Here is a 22,177-nt window from a genome sequence, read left to right as displayed (position 1 = left end):
GATGCAGACAACTTATGCGGTACCAGAAATACGTGACTCGGCACACACCGCTGAACAGCGATCCACGGCGGGGTCCGGCAGGTCACATCTGACATGTCGTCGGGAAGGAGTCGGGGGCGGATACCCTGGCGGCCAGGTCCGCGAGTGGGGCGGGGTGAGGCGGATCACATCCGGGCCGAGATCGGCCCCGTCCTGCATGCGCATGTTCACGTTCGTGCGCCCGAACGGCCTGAACCGCCAGGTCACCTACGACGACGGCGCCGACAAGGGGCTCACCGCTCGGGCCTGTTCACCCGGATCAGGATCTGCTGCCCGTTGGCACGGGCGGGGCGCGTCCGGACCGCGGGACGGTCCCGACCACCTCGATGCGGTCACCGCCCGTGGGGGTTCATGTCGCGCCGGTACGCCGTCGGTGGCCGGCGACCGTCAGGTCCGTCCCGACTCCCCCGCCGTCGCGCGCAGGTGGGCGATGCCTGTGCCGAGCGCCGCCTTGAGGTGGGTCGAGCCGCCCGTGGACATCATGATGGCCACACCCCCCTGGACGCCGGCCAGCAGCGCGGCGCCCCCGGCACGACCGCCACCGACGAGAAGACGTTCGACAGGGTCTACGCGATCAACGTCAAGGCGCCGTTCTTCCTCACCGCGGCGGTGGTCCCCGCCATGACGGAGTCCGGCGGCAGGGTGATCATCAACCTCGGCTCCTGGATCGCGCGCCTGGGCGTTCCCCTGGGCGCGCTCTACAGCTCACCAAGGGGGCCACGGAGACGCTCACGCGCGCGCGGGCCGCGGAGTTCGGCCCGCTCGGCGTGCGGGTCAACGCGATCTCGCCGGGTGTGATCCAGCCTCCGGCGCCGGAGGGCGGCGAGCCCCATCCGGGCCGGCCGGGTCGGCACGCCGGACGCCATCGCGCACGCCGCGGTCTGGCCGGCGAGCGACGAGGCGGCGTTCGCGCACGGAACGGTGGTGGACGTCGACGGGGCAGGACCGCGGTCGCCGTCATCGCCGCGTACGCCGCGGACCGGGTGGCCGCTCTCCACCTGGGCGTTGTCTCTCAGCGCGCAGGAGGAGAGCGCTCCGGCATCGCAGCGCGCTACCGGCACCTCCGGCCGGCGGTCTCCGCGCTCTCCGCCGGCCTCGACGCCGATCACCTATGATCATGGGCATGTCTGCCCTCCAAGAGCGTTCCGCCCTCCATCAACTGGCTCCCGGCGAGCGGCTCTTGGGGTACGGCAGCGTCGTACCCGCCAAGAGCGCCAAGGGCATCGGCCTGAACGTCGGCGGGGTCATCGCGAACCAGTTCGTCAACAGCGTCGGTGCGCAGTCCGGCGCGGCCGGCAGCATCGCCGCGGGGATGCCCGACACGTCAGGCGCGCTGCTGCTGCGCGTCACGGACCAGCGAGTCGGACTCGTCAGGCCCCTGGACGGCACCCCTGTCTGGGAGGTGCCCCGCGCCTGGGCGGTCCGGGTCGAACGCCGCCCCCGGACCCAGCTCATGGCCCGCTTCCGGCTGCACTACGCCGACGGCTCGTGGCTCGCCTTCCTCACGATGCGACGCCGTACGATCGAGCGGTTCCGCTCACTCGTCGGCTGACCGGCGTCGTGTTCACGGCTCTTCGGACGGGCGAGGGGTCGCGCGCCGGCGAGGGGCCTCGTCGTCAGGGTCGTCCGGGGAGGCGAAGCGGAACGGCACGCCGAGGTGGTCCGCCAGGGCCCGGCCCGCGTCCGCGGCGACCGTCCCCGGAGCAGGGCCGCCCCGGCGGCGGTAGACCGTCGCGAGAGGACCCTCTCCGGACGGGTCCTCCAGGACCGCGACCAGGACGACGAACCAGTCGTGGACGGTGTCGCCGTCCCAGATCGCCTCGATCGCGACGGCCCGGCCCCGATGGGCGGCGACGCGAGCGGCGAGTGAGGGTACGTCGAGCGGATCGGGCGGGGTGGGCCGCACACGGTCGCCGAGCGCCGCGTAGCGCGCGTGGACCACCTGTTCCGCCTCGTGCACGCCCAGCCCGAGCGGACGCAGCGCCGCCCAGACGGTCGTGACCGCCGCGAACCGGCGGTCGCCCAGCACCCGCGCGTCGACCTCCCGGCGGGTCCGCTCGTCCAGACAGGTCCACCATCCGCTCACGGTCCCACCGGGACTTCCGTCTCGTGCGTCATGGCCCGAAGGTACGGAGCCTCCAGCGGCTGCTCCGGTCGGCGGCCGTCTCGTACTGTGTCCACGTGACCGCTCCCGTCCCCCGCCCCCAGTCCCTGCTGCTCAGCTTCCTCGGTGACGAGGTGCTGGGGCGTGGGGTGTGCGTGTACACGGGGAGTGTCATCGAGGTGTTCCGCCGGGCCGGTGTCGGGGAGCAGGCCACCCGGTCCATGCTCAGCCGGATGGCCGGGCGCGGGCTGCTGAGCCGGCGGCGGCAGGGCCGGCGGACGTACATCGGGCTCACCGACCGTTCCGAGGCGGTCCTGCGTGACGGGGAGCGGCGCATCTGGCACACGGGGGCGGTCAACCGGGACTGGGACGGGACCTGGACGCTGCTCGGGTTCTCGCTGCCGGAGTCGTGGCAGCGCCAACGGCACGATCTGCGCGCGCAGTTGACCTGGGCGGGCTTCGGCACACTGTTCAGCGGGCTGTGGATCGCGCCGGGTGAGGTCGACGTCTCCGAGATCGTCGGCGAGCTGGGCCTGGCCGCGCACGTCAAGGTCTTCCGTGCCAACGCGGACGCCGGCACGGACATCGCCGGGATGATCGACGAGACCTGGGACCTGGCCCAACTGGCCGCCTGCTACCGGGAGTTCGACGAGGCCTGGCGACCGTACGCCTCGGGCGGAGCGCACCTGGCCGCCGAGGAGGCTCTCGCGCTGCGCCTCCGGCTGACCGCCGAATGGCTTCAGGTCATCCGCGCCGACCCCCGGCTGCCCGTGCAGCACCTGCCCGCCGACTGGCCCGCGGCCCAGGCCGAGAAGACGTTCCGTGCGGTGCACGCCCGCCTGGAGACGCCCGCCCGGGACGCGGCGCGCCGGCTCATCGAGACCCTTCCCGTGGCGTAGCGGCGTTCCCGTCGGGCGCACGTGCCGCACGGCGTCGTGCGCTCCTTCCTCAAGTGATGTTGTGCATTGCATTGACGGCCGCAAGAAATCCGCCCTACATTCCTGACACCCCGCGTCGTTCAGTGCACTGAGCATCTGGACATCCGTCCGGGACCCGCTCCGCCGCCGCCCAGAAGGAGCCCACCCATGCGCGCCAGTACCCCGCCCCGCACGTCCCGTCCCCGGCCCCGCGCCTCCCGGACCCGCCTGCGGGTGGCCCTCGCCGCGCTGGCCACGCTCGCGTCCGCGGCCCTCGCCGCCTCGCCCGCGCACGCCGCCCGGGCGGACACGGGGACCGCCGGTCACCTCACCGGCACGCTCTCCGACGGCGCAGCCTGGGTCGCTGACGTCCCCGCCCGCTGGAACGGCACGCTGCTGCTGTTCAGCCACGGCTTTGGCCCCGTCGTCGCCAACGACGCGCCCTCCGACGCCGTACGCGCCGAACTGCTCACCGAGGGGTATGCGCTGGCCGGGTCGTCGTACGACCCCCACGGCTCGATGTGGGCCCTGAACAGCGCCGAACACGATCAGTTCGGCACGCTCGACGCCGTCAGCGCGAAGATCGGCACCCCGCGCCGCACCCTCGCCGTCGGCCAGTCCATGGGCGGGCTGGTCAACGCGCAGATCGCCCGCGACGGCGCCGGCCGCGTCGACGGCGCGCTCGGGCTGTGCGGTCTGGTCGCGGGCGGCACGGACCTCGACAACTACCAGCTCGACGCCGAGTACACCATCGCCCGGCTGCTCCTGCCGGGGCAGGACGTCGGCCTCGTCCGGTTCGGGTCCGCCGACGCCGCGGCCGCGACCGCCCAGAGGCTCACCGACGCCGTCACCGCCGCCCAGGCCACCCCGCGGGGCCGGGCCCGGATCGCGCTGGCCGCAGCCTTCCTCAACCTGCCCGCCTGGGCACCCGGGCAGGACCGGCCCGCGCCGACCGACTGGGCGGGCCAGGAACGGCAGCAGTACGCCTGGTTCGCGCAGGGCATCCTGGCGTTCGTCGAGGGCGGCCGGTACGCCGTCGAGCGGTCCGTCGGCGGCGACAACTCCTGGAACCAGGGCGTCAGTTACGCGAGCCTGCTCGCCGGATCCGTGCACGCGCCGCAGGTCCGCGCGCTGTACCGGGCGGCCGGGCTCGACCTGCGCGCCGACCTCGCCGCCCTGACCCGGGACGCCTCGGTCACCGCGGACCCCGCCGCGGTCCGTGCCGCACAGCGCAGCTCCTCCGCCGGGCAGGGGCTCGGCGTGCCGCTGCTGGACGTGCACACGATCGCCGACAACCTGGTCCCGGTCGAACAGGAGCGGCGGTTCGGCGACCGGGTGCGCACGGCCGGGGCCGGCGCGCTGCTGCGGCAGGCGTACGTCGAGCGCCAGGGCCACTGCACGTTCACGACCGCCGAGACCGTGGCCGCCCTGCACGCCCTCGAACACCGCGTCAGCGCCGGCCGTTGGGACGACGCCGCGAGCCCGGCCGCGCTCCAGCGGTCCGCCACCGCACTCGGCCTGGACGGGGCGGCGTACGTCCCGTTCCGCCCCGCACCGCTCACGGTCGGCCGCGACCGGCCCGTGCACCCCGCCCGCCACTGACGTTGGGACCCCGCTCATGTCCGACGCATCCGCCGCCCCGCACACGTCCCTCCCCCGTACGTCCCTCCCCCGTGCGTCCCTGCCCGTCGGCACGCTCGTCGCCGGCTGTCTCGCGGTCTGCCTCGCCCAGATCGGCCTCGCGATACCCGCCACCCTCAACGGGCTCTTCCAGGAGCACCTCCACCCGGTCGGCTCCCAACTGACCTGGATATCCGATGCGTTCCTGCTCCCCGTCGCCGTCCTCGAACTCACCTTCGGTGTACTGGGCGACCTCTTCGGCCGCAAACGCCTCCTCGTCGGCGGCGCCGCGCTGGTGTGCGCGGGTGAGGTCGTCGCCGCGAGCGCCGCCGGCGTCCATCAGCTGAGGGTGGGCCAGGCGCTGGCCGGTCTCGGTGCGGCCGCGCTCTTCCCCACCTCGCTCGCCATGATCGCGGCCGGTACGCACACCGGCGCCGAGCGTGCCCGCTCCATCGCGCTCTGGGCCTCCAGCCTGTCCGCGGGCGGCTTCCTCGCCCCGCTGCTCGGCGGGATCACCGGCACCTACGGCTCATGGCGCTCGGCGTTCGTGGTGGTCGCCGCGCTGGCCGCGGTCAGCGCGCTGGTGAGCCGGTGGCTCGCGGCCAACTCCCGCTCGCCGGAGGGGCGTTCGCTGGACGTGGGCGGTCAGATCGCCATCGGCGTCGGTCTGTTCGCCCTGCTGTACGCCGTCATCCAGGGGCCGGCCGACGGCTGGGGTTCGGCTCCGGTGGTCGTGGCGTTCGTGATCGCAGCGGTGTTCGTGGGCCTGTTCGTGGTCGCCGAGAGCCGGGCCCGCTCCCCGCTGCTGCGCCTGGACCTGTTCCGCAACCGCTCCTTCGCCATCGCGTCGGCGGTCGCGGTCGTGGGCATGTTCAGCTTCCTGGGCACGGCGTACGCGACCAGCATCCGGCTCGGCCCCGTCCAGCACCAGAGCCCGATGCGCGCCTCCTTCGCGTTCCTGCTGCTCAACGGCATCACACCGCTGCTCACCCCGCTGACCTCGCGACTGCTGCACCGGCTGCCCGCGCGGGCGCTGCTCACCGCCGGTCTGGCACTGCTCGCGGCGGGCGACTTCCTGGCCGCGGGGCTCGACGTCGGCGACCGGGCCCTGACCTCGCTGATCCTGCCGCTCGGGCTCGTCGGCATCGGCTTCGCGTTCACGGTGTCGTCGATCACCGCGACCGCCGTCAACACGGTGCCGCTCCCGCTCGCGGGCATGGCGAGCGCGGCGACCAACCTGCTGCGCGACTTCGGCTTCACCCTCGGCCCGGCGGTCATCGGCGCGGTCGCGCTGAGCCAGGCGGCGTCCCGGGTGACGTCCTCGCTGGGCGCCTCGTCGTCGCTGAACCCGGAGTCGAAGGCGGCGGCGCACGGGGTGCTCGCAGAGGGCGGCCCCCTCGCCCTGAACTCCGTCCCCGCCGACACCCCGCCGGGTGCAGCCCGTTCGTACGCCCTCGACGCCCTGGGGCACGGCTACTCGATCGGGTTCGTGGTGTGCGGTGCGGCGGCCCTGTTCTCGGCCGTACTGGTGGTGACGGCCCTGCGCGGGCGTACGGCGCAGGAGGCCGCACCTCAGGAGGAGGGCCTCCCTGTCGAACATCGTGAGATCCACCCGTTGCACGTGACGAAACCTGATGCGCAATAAGAACGGCACTCTTGACCAGTCGACCCCTCACGCCGGACCATGTTGCGTATCACCCGCTTCGTTGCGCATAGCGCACCAAGGGAGGATGTCATGTCCCCTCGACCGCAGCCCGGCCGCGAGTTCGTCCTCACTCTTTCGTGCCCCGACCGGGCCGGTCTCGTCCACGCCGTGAGTTCCTTCCTCGTCACCCGCTCCGGCAACATCCTGGAGAGCCAGCAGTTCGACGACCGGCTCCAGGACCGCTTCTTCATGCGGGTGCACTTCGACGTCTCGGATCCGGGCGTCTCGCTGGAGGATCTGCGCACCGGTTTCGGGCCGGTCGCCGAGGCGTACCGGATCACGTGGCAGTTGCACGACGCCTCGACCCCGACCCGCACGCTGGTCATGGTCTCGAAGTTCGGCCACTGCCTGAACGACCTGCTCTTCCGCACGTCCACGGGCGCGCTCAACATCGAGATCCCGGCGATCGTCTCCAACCACCGCGACGTCGAACCGCTGGCCCGGAACTACGGCATCCCCTTCCACCACATCCCGGTGACACCACAGACCAAGGCGGAGGCGGAGGCCCGGCTGCTCCGGCTCGTCGACGAACTGGACATCGACCTCGTGGTCCTCGCCCGGTACATGCAGATCCTCTCCGACGACCTGTGCAAGAAGCTCGACGGCCGGGCCATCAACATCCACCACTCCTTCCTGCCGAGCTTCAAGGGGGCGAAGCCGTACGTCCAGGCGCACCAGCGCGGCGTCAAGCTCGTCGGGGCCACGGCGCACTACGTCACGCCCGACCTCGACGAGGGCCCGATCATCGAGCAGGACGTCGTCCGTGTGCACCACAGGCATGCCCCGGACGAACTGGTCGCCCTCGGCCGTGACGTCGAGGCCCAGGTGCTCGCCCGCGCCGTGGAGTGGCACAGCGAGAGCCGCGTACTGGTCAACGGCCGCTGCACGGTCGTCTTCCGCTGACGGGAAGGGCGGCGGCGCACACCGCAACCACGGACCGAGGGCGCCGCGGGCAGTACGGACAGTACTGTGCCGTGGTATGCCTTCGTCTCAAGGGCGGGACACCGGGACGTCGCTGCGTATAGTTGCGCCATGAGCAACTACACAGCAGATGGCGAAGCAACAGGCCCCGCTGTGAACGGGGTGCAGTCCGTCGACCGTGCCGTCAGCGTCCTGGAGATCCTCGCCCAGCGCGGCGAGGCGGGTGTCAGCGAGGTCGCCGCCGAGATCGACGTCCACAAGTCGACCGCGTTCCGCCTGCTCGGCGCACTTGAGGCACGCGGCCTGGTCGAGCAGACGGCCGAACGGGGCAAGTACCGGCTGGGCTTCGGGATCGTGCGCCTCGCGGGCGCGGTCACGGGCCGTCTCGACGTCACCCAGCAGGGCCGGGCCGTGTGCGAGCGGCTGATAGAGGAGATCGGCGAGACCGTCAACATCGCCGTCCTCCAGGAGCACTACGCGGTCAACCTCTACCAGGTGCGCGGCCCCGGCGCGGTCGGCACACACAACTGGGTCGGCCAGCTCACCCCGGTGCACGCCACGTCGAGCGGCAAGATCCTGCTGGCCCATCTGCCGACGGAGGCGCGCGCCCGGGTGCTCGCGGCGGCCGGCCTGCGGAAGCTGACGCCGCACACCCTGACCGCGAGGGCGAAGCTGGAGAAGAACCTCACCGAGGCGCGCGAGCGCGGCTACGCGGTGACGCTGGAGGAGCTGGAGATCGGCCTGCACGCCATTGCGGCCCCGATCCGCTCCCGCGACGGCGAGGTCATCGCCGCCCTCAGCGCATCGGGGCCGGCGTACCGCTTCACCGAGGAACGACTCCACGAACTCGCGCCGACACTGCTCAAGGGCGCGCAGGAGATCAGCCACCGGATGGGGTACCTGGGCTGAGCCCCGCAGAGGTGCCGGCGCGGAGTCGTTCACCCGTATTCGACGGCCGCGTCCAGCAGCCACTCCGTCAGATAGCCGGCGAAGGAGGAGCGCACCAGGACCCAGAAGCCCGCCCTGGTCTCGTCGCGGGCGACGAGGAGGACCTGGGCGCGGGCCAGGGTGGTCTGGGCGCAGCGGCCGGGGCCGAAGGCGCTCGGGTGCAGGTCCAGCACACAGCCGTGGGAGAGCAGGTCGCGGGCGCGGGGGCCGGTGACCAGGAGGGTGGTGCGCTGGGCGGAGACGTCGGTCACCGACACGTGTTCGTCCCCCGCCGCCGCGCGGATCCTGCCCTCCAACTCCTTCTGGGCCCCGGGCTGTCCCACGACCAGCCACTCGTCCGGGCCGAGCCACACCACGGTCAACTCGCCCCGGCGGACGACCGTGTTGGGTTCCAGTGGCAGGGGGAGCCCGAGCGCGAGCCCCACGGCGTCCGCCGCCGGGCTCTTGGCGTCGAGACGGACGTTCACCTGGGCCAGGAAGGGCAGTTCGGCCAGCCGGATCGCGCCTGCGGAGGTGCGCGTCACGTCCGCCAGGCGGTCGGCGGCATGCGCAAGGGGGCTGCGCGGCCGGGCGGTCGGGGCGGTGTCAGCCATCGCGGCGGGCTCCCTCGGGGTCGTAGAGGACGGGACTGGCGACTGTCACCGGGAACAGCCGGTCGCCGACGGGTGCGTAGAGGCGTTCGCCGATACGGTCCCGGCCGCCCTTGACCAGGGCGAGCGCGAAGGTCCGATCGAGCGCCGCGCTGCGGTAGCTGGAGGTGACGTGGCCGAGCATCGGCACGGGCGGGGCGGGCAGTTCGCTCTCGGCGACCAGTTGGGTGCCTTCGGGGAGGAGGACACCGCTGTCGTCGGGGAGCAGGGCGACCAGGTGTTTGCGGTCGGGGCGGACGGTGTCGGCGCGGGCGTAGGAGCGCTTGCCGATGAAGTCGCGCTTCTTCTTGGACACCGCCCAGCCCATGCCGAGGTCCTGCGGGGTGACCGTGCCGTCCGTGTCCTGGCCGACGATCGGGTAGCCCTTCTCGGCGCGCAGGACATGCATGGTCTCGGTGCCGTACGGGGTGATGCCGTACGGGGCGCCCGCCTCGTACAGCGCCTCCCACAGCGCGAGGGCGTGCCACGGCGACACGTTGATCTCGTAGGCGAGTTCGCCGGAGAAGCTGATCCGGCAGACCCGGGCCCCGATGCCGGCGACGTTCGTGTCACGCCAGGCCATGAACGGGAAGTCGTCGTTGGATACGGCCAGTTGGGGTGCGAGCGAGCCGAGGACCGCGCGGGACCTGGGGCCGACCAGGGCGACGGTGGCCCACTGCTCGGTCACCGACGTGCAGTGCACCCGCAGGTCGGGCCACTCGGTCTGGAGCCACTCCTCCATCCAGTCCAGGACGGCCGCCGCGTTGCCGGTCGTGGTGGTGACGAGGAAGCGGTCCTGGGCCAGCCGGATGACGGTGCCGTCGTCGAAGACCATGCCGTCCGGGCGGCACATCACGCCGTAGCGGATCATGCCCGTCTTCAGGGTGCTCATCATGTTGGTGTAGAGCAGGTCGAGGAAGCGGGCGGCGTCCGGGCCCTGTAGGTCGATCTTGCCGAGCGTGGAGGCGTCCATGAAGGCCACGCCCTCGCGGGCGGCGCGGCACTCGCGCAGCACGGCGCCCTCCCTGTCCTCGCCGTCTCGCGGGTAGTACCAGGGCCGCTTCCACTGGCCGACGTTCTCGAACAGCGCGCCGTGCTCGACGTGCCACGCGTGCAGGGCGGTCGTACGGATCGGGTCGTGCAGCGCGCCGCGGTCGCGGCCGGCGAGGGCGGCGAAGGAGACCGGGGTGTACGGCGGCCGGAAGGTCGGCAGGCCGAGCGCCGAGATGTCGACGCCGAGGAGTTCGGCGACGACCCCGCTCGCCAGGACGCCGCCCGTCCTGCCCTGGTCGCTTGCCGTACCCGCCGTGGTGTAGCGCTTGGTGTGCTCGACCGAGTGCAGGCCCGCCCCGGTGGCCCGCGCCAGGTCGTCCACCGTGACGTCACGCTGGAGGTCGACGAAGCGGGGGGCGCCGGCGGCGGTGGGCACGGTGAAGACCTGCATGGGCGGGGTGCACGGCGCGGTGGCGACGGCCGGGAGGGCGGGCGCCCCGGCGGGCTGGCCCTCCGCCCCGACCGCGCGGGCGCCGGCCGCCGCGCCCTGCGCGAGGACCGCCGCGAGGTCGAAGGTCCCGTTCGCGCTGCCCGTCACCTCGACCGCCTGACGGCAGTGGTCGGGGACGAACGCGCCGAGCACGTCGTCGTGCCGGAGCTTGCCGCCCGCCTGGCTGTACAGGTGCGCCACCGGGTTCCAGCCGGCCGAGACCAGGAGGAGGTCGACGGCGAACTCCCGCCGGCCCGTGGGCTCCTGCGCGTACGGGGCGACGGTGACGGCGGTGAGACGGTCCGCGCCCTCGGTACCGGTGACCGCGTGTCCGGCCAGCACCTCGATTCCGGCGGACCGGGCGCGCTCGGCCCACTGGCCCGGCTCGGGCCGGGTGTCGACGATCGCCGCGATGTCCACTCCGGCCGCCGCCAGGTCGAGCGCGGCGGCGTAGGCGCTGTCGTTGGTGGTGAACACGACGGCGTGCCGGCCCGGCACGACGGCGTACCGGTGCAGATACGTCCGGGCCGAGGCGGCCAGCATCACGCCGGGCCGGTCGTTGTCGCCGAAGGCCAGGAAGCGTTCGTGGGCGCCGGTGGCGAGGACGACGCGCCGGGCGCGGATCCGCCAGACGCGTTCGCGGGAGACGTTCGCCGGGGCGTCGGCGCCCAGGTGGTTGGTGCGCCGCTCGACGGCGAGGACGTGGTTGTCGTCGTAGTGGCCGAAGACGGTGGTGCGGGCGAGGACGCGCACCTCGGGGGCGGCGTCGAGCCGTGCGCGTGTCGCCTCGACCCAGTCGAGGTGCTCCCCGGTGCCGAGCAGGCTCCCGCCGGGTTCCGGCTGGTCGTCGGCGAGGATGACGCGGGCGCCGCTGTCGGCTGCCGCGGCGGCCGCCGCGAGACCGGCCGGGCCGGCGCCGACGACCAGCAGGTCGCAGTGTGCGTGCACGGCGTCGTAGCGGGCAGGGTCGGGTTCGGTGGCGAGGCGTCCCTGGCCGGGCAGGCTGCTCGCGACCAGGCCGTCGTACAGTTCGACGGCCGGGGCGGCGAGCATGGGCTCGGGGAAGGGGGCCTCGATCTGGACGACGGCGTTGGGTTCCTCGACACCGGCCGAGAAGATGCCGCGCGGGCGGCCGAGCCGGATGCTGGTCGCCGCCGTGATGACGCCGTTGGCGAGGAGGGCGGAGGCGAGGGTGTCGCCGCGGTAGCCCTGGTACTCGGTGCCGTCGAAGGTGAAGGTGAGGGGGGTGGCGCGGTCGATGCGGCCGCCGGTGGCGAGGCGGTGGGGTTGACCCGCGAGCCGTGCCGGGGGCGCCGCATCCAGAGCCCGGCTCGGCTCAGCAGGGGCCACGGCCTCGGTGGCCGGGCGGGCCGGCACGGCCGGGGCCGGGTGAGAGGTCACCGGGCGCGGCTCCAGCCGCTCCGGGCGCTCCTCCCTCGGCCGGTACACCGCCAGGATCTCGTTGGTCGACGTGTCCCGCACCGCGTTGAACCACTTGCGGCAGCCCGCCGCGTGGTTCCAGCGTTCGGCGAAGGGGCCCTTGGGGTTGTCGCGGAAGAAGAGGTAGCGCGCCCACTCCTCGTCGCCGAGGGCAGCAGGGTCCTCGGGGTAGGGGACGTGGGCCTGGCCGCCGTAGTGGAACTCGGCCTCGTCGCGGGGCCCGCACCACGGGCAGGAGATCAGCAGCATGGTCGGCCTCCCTAGTGGGCCACGGCGGCGGCGCCGTGCTCGTCGACGAGCGCGCCGGTGGTGAAACGGTCGAGCGAGAACGGGGCGTTCAGCGTGTGCGGTGAGTCGTGGGCGATGGTGTGGGCGTACACCCAGCCGACGCCGGGGGTGGCCTTGAAACCGCCCGTTCCCCAGCCGCAGTTGAGGTAGAGGTTGCGGACCGGGCTGAGGCCGACGACGGGCGAGGCATCGGGGCTGACGTCGACGATGCCGCCCCAGGTGCGCAGCACATGGGCGCGGGCGAACACCGGGAAGAGCTCCAGGGCGGCGGCCATCTGCTCCTCGATGACGTGGAACGCGCCGCGCTGGGTGTAGGAGTTGTACGCGTCGATGCCCGCGCCCATCACCAGCTCGCCCTTGTGCGCCTGGCTGACGTACACGTGGACCGCGTTGGACATCACCACGGTCGGGTGCACGGGCTCCAGCAGTTCGGAGACGAGGGCCTGCAACGGGTGGCTCTGGAGGGGGAGTTCGATGTCGGCCATGGCGGCGAGGACCGAGGTGTGGCCGGCCGAGCACAGGGCCACCTTGCCCGCCGCGATCGGGCCCCGCGTGGTCCGCACCCCGACCACCCGGCCGCCCACCACGTCGAGGCCGGTGACCTCGCAGTTCTGGATGATGTCGATGCCGGCGGCGTCCGCGGAGCGGGCGAAGCCCCAGGCCACGTAGTCGTGCTTGGCAATGCCGGCGCGGGGCTGGTAGGTGCCGCCGAGGACCGGATAGCGCACGTCGGGCGAGGTGTTGACGATCGGGCAGACCTCTTTGACCTGCTCGGCGTCGAGCCATTCGGCGTCGACGCCGTTCAGCCGGTTGGCCTCGACCCGGCGCACGCTGTCGCGGACGTCCTGGAGACTGTGGGCGAGGTTCAGCACACCGCGCTGGGAGAAGAGGATCGGGTAGTCGAGCTCCTCCTCCAGCCCCTCCCACAGCTTCAACGCGTGTTCGTAGATGCCCGCGCTCTCGTCCCACAGGTAGTTGGAGCGGATGATCGTGGTGTTGCGGGCCATGTTGCCGCCCGCGAGCCAGCCCTTCTCCAGGACCGCGACGTCGGTGATGCCGTGGTTCTTCGCCAGGTAGTGGGCGGTGGCGAGGCCGTGTCCGCCGCCGCCCACGATCACCACGTCGTACGACCGCTTGGGCTCGGGGGTGCGCCAGAGGAAGTCCGGGTGGTCGGGCAGGTCGGCGCCGGGGGTGCGGGGGCTCATCGGGTGTCTCCTGAAGGGCCGGAGAGGTGCGGATAGAGCGGGTGCTTGGCGGCCAGCGCCTCGGTGCGGGCGCGCAGTGCGGCCACGTCCGGCTCGGGCTGGAGGGCCAGGGCTATCACGTCGGCGACCTCGGTGAAGTCCGCCTCGGTGAAGCCACGGGTGGCGAGCGCCGGAGTGCCGATGCGCAGCCCGGAGGTGACCATCGGCGGGCGCGGGTCGAAGGGGACGGCGTTGCGGTTGACGGTGATGCCGATCTCGTGGAGGAGGTCCTCGGCGCGCTTGCCGTCGAGTGCGGAGTCGCGCAGGTCCACGAGGACGAGGTGGACGTCGGTGCCGCCCGTCAGCACGCGCACTCCGGCCGCCGCCGCGTCGGGCCGCGTCAGGCGTTCGGCGAGGATGCGGGCGCCGGCGAGCGTGCGGGCCTGCCGTTCGGCGAACTCCGGCGATGCCGCGACCTTGAACGAGACCGCCTTCGCGGCGATGACGTGCTCCAGCGGGCCGCCCTGCATCCCGGGGAACACGGCCGAGTTGAGCTTCTTGGCGAGGTCGGCGTCGTTGGTGAGGATGACGCCGCCACGGGGACCGCCGAGCGTCTTGTGCGTGGTGGTGGTGACGACGTGGGCGTGCGGGACGGGGCTCGGGTGCAGTCCGGCGGCGACCAGGCCCGCGAAGTGCGCCATGTCGACCATGAGGAGGGCGCCGACCTCGTCGGCGATCCGGCGGAACGCCGCGAAGTCCAGCTGCCTCGGGTACGCCGACCAGCCCGCGATGATCATCTTCGGGCGGTGCTCCTTGGCGAGCCGCTCCACCTCGTCCATGTCCACGAGGTGGTCCGTCCCGGAGACGTGGTACGGCACGACGTTGAGCATCTTGCCGCTGTAGTTGATGCGCATGCCGTGGGTGAGGTGGCCGCCGTGCGCGAGGTCGAGGCCGAGGATCGTGTCGCCGGGCTTCAGCAGGGCGAAGAACACGGCGGTGTTGGCCTGGGCGCCGGAGTGCGGCTGGACGTTGGCGAAGCCGGCGTCGAAGAGGGACTTGACGCGTTCGATGGCCAACTTCTCGGTGACGTCGATGTGTTCGCAGCCGCCGTAGTAGCGGCGGCCGGGGTAGCCCTCGGCGTACTTGTTGGTCGCGACCGAGCCCTGGGCCTCCATCACGGCGGTGGGCGCGAAGTTCTCGGAGGCGATCATCTCCAGGGTGGACTGCTGGCGGTGCAGTTCGGCCCGGAGCGCGTCGTGGACCTCGGGGTCCAGCTCGGCCAGGGGGGTGTTCAGCGCGTTCATGCGGGGTTCGCGTTCCTCTCGGCGGCCTCGACGACGTTGGCGAGCAGCATCGCCCGGGTCATGGGTCCCACTCCCCCGGGCATCGGCGCGAGCCGTCCGGCGACCTCGGCGGCCTCCGGGTGGATGTCACCGACCAGGCCCTGGTCGGTTCGGGTGATGCCGACGTCCAGGACGGCCGCGCCGGGGCGCAGCATGTCCTTGGTGATCAGTCCCGGCGAGCCGGCCGCCGCGACGACGATGTCCGCCTCGCGTACGTGCCAGGCCAGGCCCTTGGTTCCGGTGTGGCAGAGGGTGACGGTGGCGTTCTCGGAGCGGCGGGTGAGCAGCAGCCCGATCGGCCGGCCGACGGTGATGCCGCGTCCGACCACGCAGACGCGTGCTCCGGCCAGCGGGACCTCGTAGCGGCGCAGCAGTTCCACGATGCCGCGCGGGGTGCAGGGCAGGGGGGCGTCGACGCCGAGGACGAGTCGCCCGAGGTTGACCGGGTGGAGTCCGTCGGCGTCCTTGGCGGGGTCCATGCGCGCGAGGACGGCGTTCGCGTCCAGGTGGCGCGGGAGCGGGAGCTGGACGATGTAGCCGGTGCAGGCCGGATCGGCGTTGAGTTCGTCGACGACGTCCTCGACCTGGCGTTGGGTGGCGTCGGCGGGCAGGCTGCGGCGCAGCGAGGCGATGCCCACCTGCGCGCAGTCGCGGTGCTTTCCCGCGACGTAGGCGTGGCTGCCGGGGTCGTCGCCGACGAGGACGGTGCCGAGGCCCGGGGCGCGTCCCGTGAGGGCAGTCAACTTGCCTACGCGATCGGCGAGTTCGCGACGTATGGCGGCGGCGGTCGCCCTGCCGTCGAGGAGTTGTGCGGTCACGCGCGGTGCTCCTTCCAGCGCTCAGCCACGAAGGCGGGACATGGTCGGATCGAACAGCGGCTCCTCGGCCACGACCGCCTCGACGCGCCGGTCGAAGTAGCCGATGTGCACCGTGGTGCCGGGGACGGCGAGGTCGGCCGGGAGCCAGGCGTAGGCGATGCCCTTGCCGATGGTGTAGCCGTAGGCGGCGCTGGTGACGTAGCCGACGGCGCGCTCGCCGTCGTACACCGGCTCCTTGCCCATGACGACCGAGCGCGGGTCGCCGATGGTGAGGCAGGTCAGCCTGCGTCGTACGTCCGCCGTGCGGCGTTCCAGCGCGGACCTGCCGATGAAGTCGCCCTTGTCGAGCTTGACGGCGAAGCCGACGCCGGCCTCGTAGGGGTCGTGCTCGTAGGTCATGTCGGTGCCGAAGGAGCGGTAGCCCTTCTCCAGGCGGAGGCTGTTGAAGGCGCCGCGGCCGGCGATGACGCCGCCGAGCGGCTCGGCCGCCGCCCACAGGGTGTCCCACAGCTTCTGGCCCTGGTCGGCGGTGGTGTACAGCTCCCAGCCCAGCTCACCGACGTACGACAGGCGCATCGCGGTCACCGGGACGCTGCCGATGTAGGCGTGCTTGGCGCGGAAGTACTTCAGGCCCTCGTTGCTGAAGTCCGCGTCGGTGAGGGGCTGGAGGACGTCCCGGGCGAGCGGGCCCCACAGGCCGATGCAGCAGGTGCCGGCGGTGATGTCGCGGACCTGGACCCTGCCGTCGGCGGGCAGGTGGCGGGTGAACCAGTCGAGGTCGAGGTTGCCGTTGGCGCCGATCTGGAAACGGTCCGGGGCGAGGCGGGCGACGGTGATGTCGCTGCGGATGCCGCCGTCGTGGTCGAGCAGCAGCGTGTACGTCACCGAGCCGACGGACTTGGCGACCTTGCCGGTGACCAGGCCCTCCAGGAAGTCGGCGGCGCCGGGGCCGCTGACCTCCAGGCGCTTGAGGGCGGTCATGTCGTACATCGCGACGCTCTCGCGGGTGACCTGGGCCTCGGCGCCGACGATCGGCGACCAGTACCGGGCGGCCCAGTCGCCCGGGGTGGGGATCGAACGGCCCTCCACCAGGCCCGCGTTGGCCTCGTACCACTGCGGGCGCTCCCAGCCGTTCGCCTCCAGGAAGAAGGCGCCGTGCTGCTGCTGGCGGGCGTGGAAGGGGCTGGTGCGGATCGGGCGCGGTTTCCCGGACGGCTGGAGGGGGTGGAGGATGTCGTAGACCTCGACGAAGTTCTGGCAGTCGCGGGCCAGGACGTACTCCGGGGAGAGCTGGTGCGGCTCGAAGCGGTTGACGTCGCACTCGTGCAGGTCGAAGGAGGAGCAGTGGCCGTCGACCAGCCATTCGGCGACGGCGCGGCCGACGCCCGCGGAGTGGGTGACCCAGACCGCCTCGGCGACCCAGAAACCCTTGACGTCCGGGGACTCGCCGAGCAGCGGGTAGCCGTCGGTGGTGAAGGAGAACAGGCCGTTGATGCCCTCCTCGACCTCGGCCTCACGGGTCGCCGGGAGGAGGGACTGCGTCTCGGTCCAGGCGTCCGCGAAGTCGTCCTCGGTGAACTTCAGGACCGAGGGCATCTGCTCGGCCTCGTCCACGGAGAGGATGTCGTCGGCGGAGACCGGCATGGGGCGGTGTCCGTAGGAGCCGATGCCGAGGCCCTCGAAGCGGTCGCGGTAGTAGAGGTCGGCGTCCTGGTGGCGCAGGATCGGGCGGACCGCCTCCTCGGTCTGGCCCTTCAGCGCCGGTATCGGGCCGGTCCAGGCGAGTTGGTGGGCGAGCGGGGTGAGCGGCAGGTTCATCCCCGCCATGCGGGCGATCTTCGGCCCCCAGATGCCGGCGCAGCACACGACGATGTCGGCGGGGATCTCGCCCTGGTCGGTCACGACGCCGGTGACGCGGCCCGCGCTCTGCCGGATGTCGAGGACCTCGTGGCGGGCGAGGAAGCGCACGCCGCGTTCGGTGGCCCGGCGGATCTGCGCCTCGACGGCGAGGACGGCCTTGGCGAGTCCGTCGGTGGGGACGAGCAGACCGCCGAGCACCCGGTCCCGGTTGACCAGCGCGTGCTGCTCGACGCACTCGTCCGGGCTCAGCAGGCGGGACTCGATGCCCCACGCGGTGATCCAGCCGTGCCGGCGGTGCAGCTCGGCGAGTCGCTCGGGGCCGGTCGCCACTTCGAGGCCGCCGACCTGGAGGAAGCAGGGCTCTCCGTCGACGTCGAGGGAGCAGAACTTCTCGACGGTGTAGCGGGCCAGCTCCGTCATCGTCTTCGAGGGGTTCGTCTGGAAGACCAGGCCGGGGGCGTGCGAGGAGGAGCCCCCGGTGGCCGGGAGGGGGCCCTGGTCGACCACGGTCACTTCGGTCCAGCCGCGTGCGGAGACCTCGTCCGCCAGGGCCGCTCCCACGACGCCCGCTCCGATGATCACCACTCGGGGTCCCGCCATCGCCCAACCTCCGAACTTGAGACCGATTCAGTTGCTTTCTGCGCAACGCGATTCAGGCTGCGCAACTCAATGTGCCCGGCGTCGAGGAGGGGTGTCAAGGGGCCGGTGACGTCGGAAAACGGCCTGATCACGGGCGGGAACACGACAGCGCCCGGCAGGCGGTGCGCATGGGTGCGCACCGCCTGCCGGGCTGGTCCGTTCGGCCCTTTCCCGCCCGTGCTACTTGAGCCAGGCATCGACCTTGTCGCGGTTCGCGTCGACCCACTTCTTGGCCGCCGCGTCGTCCGACATCTTGTCCTGCGCGATGTACCGGGCGACGGTGTTCTGGTCGTCGTTGGTCCAGTGGAATTTCTTCACCAGGCCGTACGCCGGGCTGCCCGACTTGGCGAACTGCGCACTGACGATCTTGTCCAGGTCGTAGAGGGGATAGTCGCAGGCCACCTTCGCCGCGTCGGTGTCGCAGCCCGTCGTGTACTTCGGGAGGTTGACCTTGACCAGGGGCACCTCGGACATGAACCACTGCGGCTCGTAGAAGTAGCCGATCATCCACTGCTTGTTCTTCTCGGCCGTCCGGTACGCCTGGATGAGCGCGGTCTCGCTGCCCGCGTACACCACCTTGAAGTTCAGCCTCAGGTTCTTGACCAGGGCCGCGTCGTTGGTGACGTACGACGGGTCGCCGTCCAGCAGTTGGCCCTTGCCGCCGGACTCGGACGTCTTGAACTCGTCGGCGTACTTGTCGAGGTTCTTCCAGTCGAGGATGTCCGGGTGCGCCTTGGCCAGCCACGGCGGCACGAACCAGCCGATGACGCCTTTGTTGCCGGTCGAGCCGGCCTCGACGGCCGTCTTCTGGCTCGTGATGTACTTCTTCTTCAGATCGTCGTGGCCCCAGTTCTCCAGGACCGCGTCGACCTCGCCGGTCCCGAAGCCCTGCCAGGCGATCTCCTCCTTCAGGTCCTTCTTGGTGACGGTGCAGCCCAGGTCGTGCTGCGCGACGTACGCCACGACCGCCGCGTCCGCCTCGTAGCCGACCCACGGGTTGACGGCCAGGTTGAAGGTGCCGCACTTGCCGCCCGAGGACTTCGCGCCCGCGGAGGTGCTGTCGCCGACCTTCGCCCCCGAGCAGGCCGTGAGGGTGAGGCCGAGGACGGCCAGGCCGGCCGCGCCGGCTCGCCAGTGTCTTGCCATGGTGTCGTGCTCCTTATGCCCGGGTGCGGCGCGCCGCGGCCTGAGTGATCCGGTCGAACATGACTCCGAGCAGGACGATGGCCAGTCCCGCCGCGAGCCCCTTGCCGTACAGCTGTCCCTGCGAGAATCCGGCCACGACGTCGTAGCCGAGGGCGCCGGCCCCCACCAGGCCGCCCACCACGACCATCGAGAGCACGTAGATCAGGCCCTGGTTGGTCGCGAGCGTCAGGGCGCTGCGGGCCATCGGCAGCTGGACCTTGGTGATGATCTGCCAGGTGTTGCACCCGGCCGAGGTGGCCGCCTCCACGGTCGTCCCGGGGACGTTCCGCACCCCGTCCGCGATGATCTTGATGGCGACGGGTGCCGCGTAGACCACGGCCGCGACGATCGCGGTGAACCGGGTGGCGCCGAAGAGGGCCAGGAACGGCACGAGGTAGACGAAGGGCGGCATGACCTGTGCCGCGTCCAGGGTGGGCCGCACCACCCGGTCCACGAGCGCACTGCGCCCCATCCACACGCCGAAGACGACACCGAGCAGCATCACCAGCACCGTGGCCACGGCCGTCGAGGCGAGGGTGGTCATGCTGTCCGACCACACGCCCGTGCCGACCAGCAGCCCGACGCACCCGGCGGCCGTCACCGCGGCCCACCGGCCGCCCAGCACCAGGGCCAGCGTGACCAGGACGATGCCGACGAGCCACCACGGGGAGTCGGTGAGCAGCGTCTGGAAGGGGTTGAGCAGTCCGTTGGTGAGCACGTTGCGCAGGCCGTTGGTCAGTCCCGACACATGGTTCTGGAGCCAGCCGGTCGTGGTGTCGGCCGCGCTCGCGATGTGACTGCCGACGGTGCCATGGCCCGGGAACTGTGCCGCCCACACGTAGGTGTGGGACATGTAGATCACGAAGCCGAGTCCGATCGCGCCCGCCGCCAGCAGCGGACGGCGCCACCTGAGCAGCCGGGCGTCGGTGCGGCGGGCCGTCTCGGTGCGCGCGGCGGCGGCCGTGGTCACCCGGTCGAGCACGATCGCCATGACGACGATGGCGAGCCCGGCGTTGAACGCGGTGCCGACGTCGAGGGACTGGAGGGCCTGCACGACGGTCTTGCCGAGGCCGGGCGCGTCGATCAGGGCGGCGATGGTCACCATGGCGAGGGCGGCCATGATGGTCTGGTTCACGCCCATGACGACCGTGCGCCGGGACATCGGCAGCAGCACCTTCACCAGTTGCTGCCCGCGTGTCGTGCCGAGCGAGTCCGCCGCCTCGACGGTGGTCTCGGGCACGGAGCGGATGGCGTGCGCGGTGATGCGGATGGCGGGCGGTGCCGCGTAGATCACCGTGGTGATCACGGCGGAGGCGCCGCCGATGAGGAAGATCAGGGTCAGCGGGGCGAGGTAGACGAAGGTCGGCATCGTCTGCATGAAGTCCAGGAAGGGCGTCATGATCCGGTTGAACCGGTCGGACAGGCCCGCCCACACACCGAGCGGGATGCCGATGAGCAGCGCCACGAGGACCGCCGACAGGGTCAGCGCCAGGGTGTCCATGCTCTCCTGCCACAGCCCCTGCAGCCCGAAGAAGGTGAAGCCGGCGACGGCCAGCAGGGCGACCCGCCAGTTGCCCACGGCCCAGGAGACGTAGCCGGTGATGCCGACGACGCCGAGCCAGCCGATCTGCGGGACCGGGCGGGCGCCGACCGGCTGGGAGATCAGCTGCTGGACGAAGGTCACCAGGTGGTCGATGGCCAGCCGGATCTCGTTGAAGAAGTACAGGAAGAGCGGGTTGGAGTCGCGGTTGGCGCCGATGGTGTCGTTGACGTCGTTCAGCCAGCGGTGCAGTCCGGTGAGGTCGGCCGCCGCGAGGGTGAGCGTCTGCCGACCGCGCAGCACGGCGAACAGCACCAGCCAGCCGACCAGGACGGCGGCCACCACCATCGGGCGGCTGACCTTCTCGCGCAGGGGGGTGACCGACGCGGTCGCGTCGGCGGCGACGGCCATCACGCACCGCCTTCGTCACCGGCGACGACGGAGAGGATCTCCTCGTCGCCGACGATGCCCAGCAGCCTGCCGCCCTCGACGACCTTGACCGGCTTCTCGGCGGCCAGCACCGCCCGGGTGGCCTCGCGCACGACGACGTCCGGGCCCAACTCGGGCCCGTCGAGGGCGTCTTCGGGCTGGGCGGGGCGCATGATCCAGCGCAGCGTGAGGACATCGCCGCGCGGCACGTCCCGCACGAAGTCCCGTACGTAGTCGTCGGCGGGGGCGCCGACCAGTTCGTCCCCGGTGCCGCACTGGACCGTCTTCCCGTCCCGCATGATCAGGATGCGGTCGCCCAGTTTGAGCGCCTCGGAGAGGTCGTGGGTGATGAACACCATGGTCTTGCCGACCTCGTGGTGCAGCCGGATGACCTCGCTCTGCATGTCACGGCGGATCAGCGGGTCGAGCGCCGAGAACGGCTCGTCGAAGAAGAGGACGTCGGGATCGCCGGCGAGGGCGCGGGCGAGGCCGACGCGCTGCTGCATACCGCCGGAGAGCTGGTCGGGGTAGGAGTTCTCGTACCCGGCGAGGCCCACCAACTCCACTGTCTCCAGTGCCCGTCGGACACGCTCGGCCTTGCTCATGCCACGGATCTCCAGCCCGAAGGCCACGTTGTCCACGACCTTGCGGTGCGGCAGCAGGCCGAAGTGCTGGAAGACCATGGAGAACTTGCTGCGTCGCATCTCGCGCAGCCGCCGGGGGTCGGCGCCGCGGATGTCCTCGCCCTCGAAGACGACCTCGCCCGCGGTGGGTTCGATCAGCCGGGTGAGACATCGCACCAGGGTGGACTTGCCCGAACCGGACAGGCCCATGACGACGAACACCTCGCCGGGCGACACCTCGAAGCTCACGTCCCGTACGGCGGCGGTGCAGCCGGTGCGGTCCATCAGCTCGCGGCGGGTGAGTCCGCACAGCTCCGCGGAGTCCGGCACCTCGTCGGCCTTCGGCCCGAACACCTTCCACAGCCCGCGCACGGAGATGACGGGGGTGCGGTCCTGGGGATCCTCGGACGTGTCGCGCCGCTGCGACACCTCGGTCTGTGCTGGGGCCATGGTCGACCTCTC

General features: G+C 72.0%; 16 protein-coding genes and 2 pseudogenes. 7 read left to right on the top strand and 11 right to left on the bottom strand.

Translation table 11 applies throughout. From position 1 onward, the window contains the following. Nucleotides 1–426: 426 nt before the first annotated feature. Nucleotides 427–561: pseudogene (locus tag ACZ4MF_RS15280) on the bottom strand (TetR/AcrR family transcriptional regulator); the annotation flags it as partial. Between the two features lie 3 nt (nucleotides 562–564). On the opposite strand from ACZ4MF_RS15280, the pseudogene ACZ4MF_RS15275 reads away from it, so the two are divergent. Together ACZ4MF_RS15275 and ACZ4MF_RS15270 are read left to right on the top strand one after the other, a co-directional pair. Continuing rightward, a pseudogene (locus tag ACZ4MF_RS15275) lies at nucleotides 565–1,007 on the top strand (SDR family NAD(P)-dependent oxidoreductase); the annotation flags it as partial. A gap of 155 nt (nucleotides 1,008–1,162) precedes the next feature. Beyond that, nucleotides 1,163–1,591: a hypothetical protein gene (locus ACZ4MF_RS15270; protein ID WP_467492474.1), complete on the top strand. Its 429-nt coding sequence runs from the start codon at nucleotides 1,163–1,165 to the stop codon at nucleotides 1,589–1,591. A 12-nt stretch (nucleotides 1,592–1,603) separates the two neighbouring features. Here the strand turns inward: ACZ4MF_RS15270 and ACZ4MF_RS15265 are convergent, their stop codons facing one another. Beyond that, the gene (locus ACZ4MF_RS15265) at nucleotides 1,604–2,125 is read right to left on the bottom strand and encodes a hypothetical protein (protein ID WP_467492473.1); all 522 of its coding nucleotides are present in this window, start codon (nucleotides 2,123–2,125) and stop codon (nucleotides 1,604–1,606) included. Between the two features lie 95 nt (nucleotides 2,126–2,220). On the opposite strand from ACZ4MF_RS15265, the gene ACZ4MF_RS15260 reads away from it, so the two are divergent. The 5 genes from ACZ4MF_RS15260 to ACZ4MF_RS15240 all read left to right on the top strand — a co-directional run bounded on the left by ACZ4MF_RS15260 (nucleotide 2,221) and on the right by ACZ4MF_RS15240 (nucleotide 8,215). Continuing rightward, nucleotides 2,221–3,042, top strand: coding sequence for a PaaX family transcriptional regulator (locus tag ACZ4MF_RS15260; RefSeq protein ID WP_467492472.1), 822 nt, complete (start codon nucleotides 2,221–2,223; stop codon nucleotides 3,040–3,042). A 186-nt stretch (nucleotides 3,043–3,228) separates the two neighbouring features. Further along, nucleotides 3,229–4,662 (top strand): alpha/beta hydrolase, encoded by a 1,434-nt coding sequence (locus tag ACZ4MF_RS15255; protein ID WP_467492471.1) that lies wholly within the window; start codon nucleotides 3,229–3,231, stop codon nucleotides 4,660–4,662. A 16-nt stretch (nucleotides 4,663–4,678) separates the two neighbouring features. After that, nucleotides 4,679–6,325: an MFS transporter gene (locus tag ACZ4MF_RS15250; RefSeq protein ID WP_467492470.1), complete on the top strand. Its 1,647-nt coding sequence runs from the start codon at nucleotides 4,679–4,681 to the stop codon at nucleotides 6,323–6,325. Between the two features lie 90 nt (nucleotides 6,326–6,415). Beyond that, nucleotides 6,416–7,288: a formyltetrahydrofolate deformylase gene (gene purU, locus ACZ4MF_RS15245; RefSeq protein ID WP_467492469.1), complete on the top strand. Its 873-nt coding sequence runs from the start codon at nucleotides 6,416–6,418 to the stop codon at nucleotides 7,286–7,288. Nucleotides 7,289–7,417: 129 nt separating this feature from the next. Then, nucleotides 7,418–8,215, top strand: coding sequence for an IclR family transcriptional regulator (locus tag ACZ4MF_RS15240; protein ID WP_467492468.1), 798 nt, complete (start codon nucleotides 7,418–7,420; stop codon nucleotides 8,213–8,215). Between the two features lie 29 nt (nucleotides 8,216–8,244). Here ACZ4MF_RS15240 and ACZ4MF_RS15235 read toward each other — a convergent pair whose 3' ends face one another. The 9 genes from ACZ4MF_RS15235 to ACZ4MF_RS15195 all read right to left on the bottom strand — a co-directional run bounded on the left by ACZ4MF_RS15235 (nucleotide 8,245) and on the right by ACZ4MF_RS15195 (nucleotide 22,165). After that, nucleotides 8,245–8,847 (bottom strand): sarcosine oxidase subunit gamma, encoded by a 603-nt coding sequence (locus ACZ4MF_RS15235; protein WP_467492467.1) that lies wholly within the window; start codon nucleotides 8,845–8,847, stop codon nucleotides 8,245–8,247. Then, nucleotides 8,840–12,055 carry a sarcosine oxidase subunit delta family protein gene (locus ACZ4MF_RS15230; RefSeq protein WP_467492466.1) on the bottom strand — a complete coding sequence of 1,072 codons (3,216 nt, stop codon included), beginning with the start codon at nucleotides 12,053–12,055 and terminating at the stop codon, nucleotides 8,840–8,842. Before ACZ4MF_RS15230 ends, ACZ4MF_RS15235 begins: the two co-directional genes overlap by 8 nt. An 11-nt stretch (nucleotides 12,056–12,066) precedes the next feature. Beyond that, the gene (locus tag ACZ4MF_RS15225) at nucleotides 12,067–13,299 is read right to left on the bottom strand and encodes a sarcosine oxidase subunit beta family protein (protein ID WP_467492465.1); all 1,233 of its coding nucleotides are present in this window, start codon (nucleotides 13,297–13,299) and stop codon (nucleotides 12,067–12,069) included. Continuing rightward, nucleotides 13,296–14,582, bottom strand: coding sequence for a serine hydroxymethyltransferase (glyA, locus tag ACZ4MF_RS15220; RefSeq protein ID WP_467492464.1), 1,287 nt, complete (start codon nucleotides 14,580–14,582; stop codon nucleotides 13,296–13,298). The genes ACZ4MF_RS15225 and glyA overlap by 4 nt, the downstream gene beginning before the upstream one ends. Continuing rightward, complete coding sequence (locus tag ACZ4MF_RS15215) at nucleotides 14,579–15,439, bottom strand: bifunctional methylenetetrahydrofolate dehydrogenase/methenyltetrahydrofolate cyclohydrolase (RefSeq protein WP_467492463.1); 861 nt, start codon at nucleotides 15,437–15,439, stop codon at nucleotides 14,579–14,581. The genes glyA and ACZ4MF_RS15215 overlap by 4 nt, the downstream gene beginning before the upstream one ends. A 21-nt stretch (nucleotides 15,440–15,460) precedes the next feature. After that, nucleotides 15,461–17,899: a GcvT family protein gene (locus tag ACZ4MF_RS15210; protein ID WP_467492462.1), complete on the bottom strand. Its 2,439-nt coding sequence runs from the start codon at nucleotides 17,897–17,899 to the stop codon at nucleotides 15,461–15,463. A gap of 219 nt (nucleotides 17,900–18,118) precedes the next feature. Continuing rightward, complete coding sequence (locus ACZ4MF_RS15205; protein WP_467492461.1) at nucleotides 18,119–19,084, bottom strand: ABC transporter substrate-binding protein; 966 nt, start codon at nucleotides 19,082–19,084, stop codon at nucleotides 18,119–18,121. Between the two features lie 13 nt (nucleotides 19,085–19,097). After that, on the bottom strand, nucleotides 19,098–21,074 hold the full coding sequence (locus ACZ4MF_RS15200; protein WP_467492460.1) for an ABC transporter permease: 1,977 nt from the start codon (nucleotides 21,072–21,074) through the stop codon (nucleotides 19,098–19,100). Beyond that, on the bottom strand, nucleotides 21,074–22,165 hold the full coding sequence (locus tag ACZ4MF_RS15195) for a quaternary amine ABC transporter ATP-binding protein (protein ID WP_467492459.1): 1,092 nt from the start codon (nucleotides 22,163–22,165) through the stop codon (nucleotides 21,074–21,076). The genes ACZ4MF_RS15200 and ACZ4MF_RS15195 overlap by 1 nt, the downstream gene beginning before the upstream one ends. Nucleotides 22,166–22,177: the final 12 nt, after the last annotated feature.

Source organism: Streptomyces sp. NPDC025793, from assembly GCF_055558375.1.
This window is presented reverse-complemented; position numbering and strand designations above follow the sequence as displayed.

What these genes read in the sequence shown, in the direction of transcription:
- ACZ4MF_RS15270 (WP_467492474.1), top strand. Translation starts at nt 1,163, where the DNA reads ATGTCTGCCCTCCAAGAGCGTTCCGCCCTCCATCAACTGGCTCCCGGC.
- ACZ4MF_RS15255 (WP_467492471.1), top strand. Translation starts at nt 3,229, where the DNA reads ATGCGCGCCAGTACCCCGCCCCGCACGTCCCGTCCCCGGCCCCGCGCC.
- ACZ4MF_RS15250 (WP_467492470.1), top strand. Translation starts at nt 4,679, where the DNA reads ATGTCCGACGCATCCGCCGCCCCGCACACGTCCCTCCCCCGTACGTCC.
- purU (WP_467492469.1), top strand. Translation starts at nt 6,416, where the DNA reads ATGTCCCCTCGACCGCAGCCCGGCCGCGAGTTCGTCCTCACTCTTTCG.
- ACZ4MF_RS15240 (WP_467492468.1), top strand. Translation starts at nt 7,418, where the DNA reads ATGAGCAACTACACAGCAGATGGCGAAGCAACAGGCCCCGCTGTGAAC.
- ACZ4MF_RS15235 (WP_467492467.1), bottom strand. Translation starts at nt 8,847, where the DNA reads ATGGCTGACACCGCCCCGACCGCCCGGCCGCGCAGCCCCCTTGCGCAT.
- ACZ4MF_RS15230 (WP_467492466.1), bottom strand. Translation starts at nt 12,055, where the DNA reads ATGCTGCTGATCTCCTGCCCGTGGTGCGGGCCCCGCGACGAGGCCGAG.
- ACZ4MF_RS15225 (WP_467492465.1), bottom strand. Translation starts at nt 13,299, where the DNA reads ATGAGCCCCCGCACCCCCGGCGCCGACCTGCCCGACCACCCGGACTTC.
- glyA (WP_467492464.1), bottom strand. Translation starts at nt 14,582, where the DNA reads ATGAACGCGCTGAACACCCCCCTGGCCGAGCTGGACCCCGAGGTCCAC.
- ACZ4MF_RS15210 (WP_467492462.1), bottom strand. Translation starts at nt 17,899, where the DNA reads ATGGCGGGACCCCGAGTGGTGATCATCGGAGCGGGCGTCGTGGGAGCG.
- ACZ4MF_RS15205 (WP_467492461.1), bottom strand. Translation starts at nt 19,084, where the DNA reads ATGGCAAGACACTGGCGAGCCGGCGCGGCCGGCCTGGCCGTCCTCGGC.
- ACZ4MF_RS15200 (WP_467492460.1), bottom strand. Translation starts at nt 21,074, where the DNA reads ATGGCCGTCGCCGCCGACGCGACCGCGTCGGTCACCCCCCTGCGCGAG.
- ACZ4MF_RS15195 (WP_467492459.1), bottom strand. Translation starts at nt 22,165, where the DNA reads ATGGCCCCAGCACAGACCGAGGTGTCGCAGCGGCGCGACACGTCCGAG.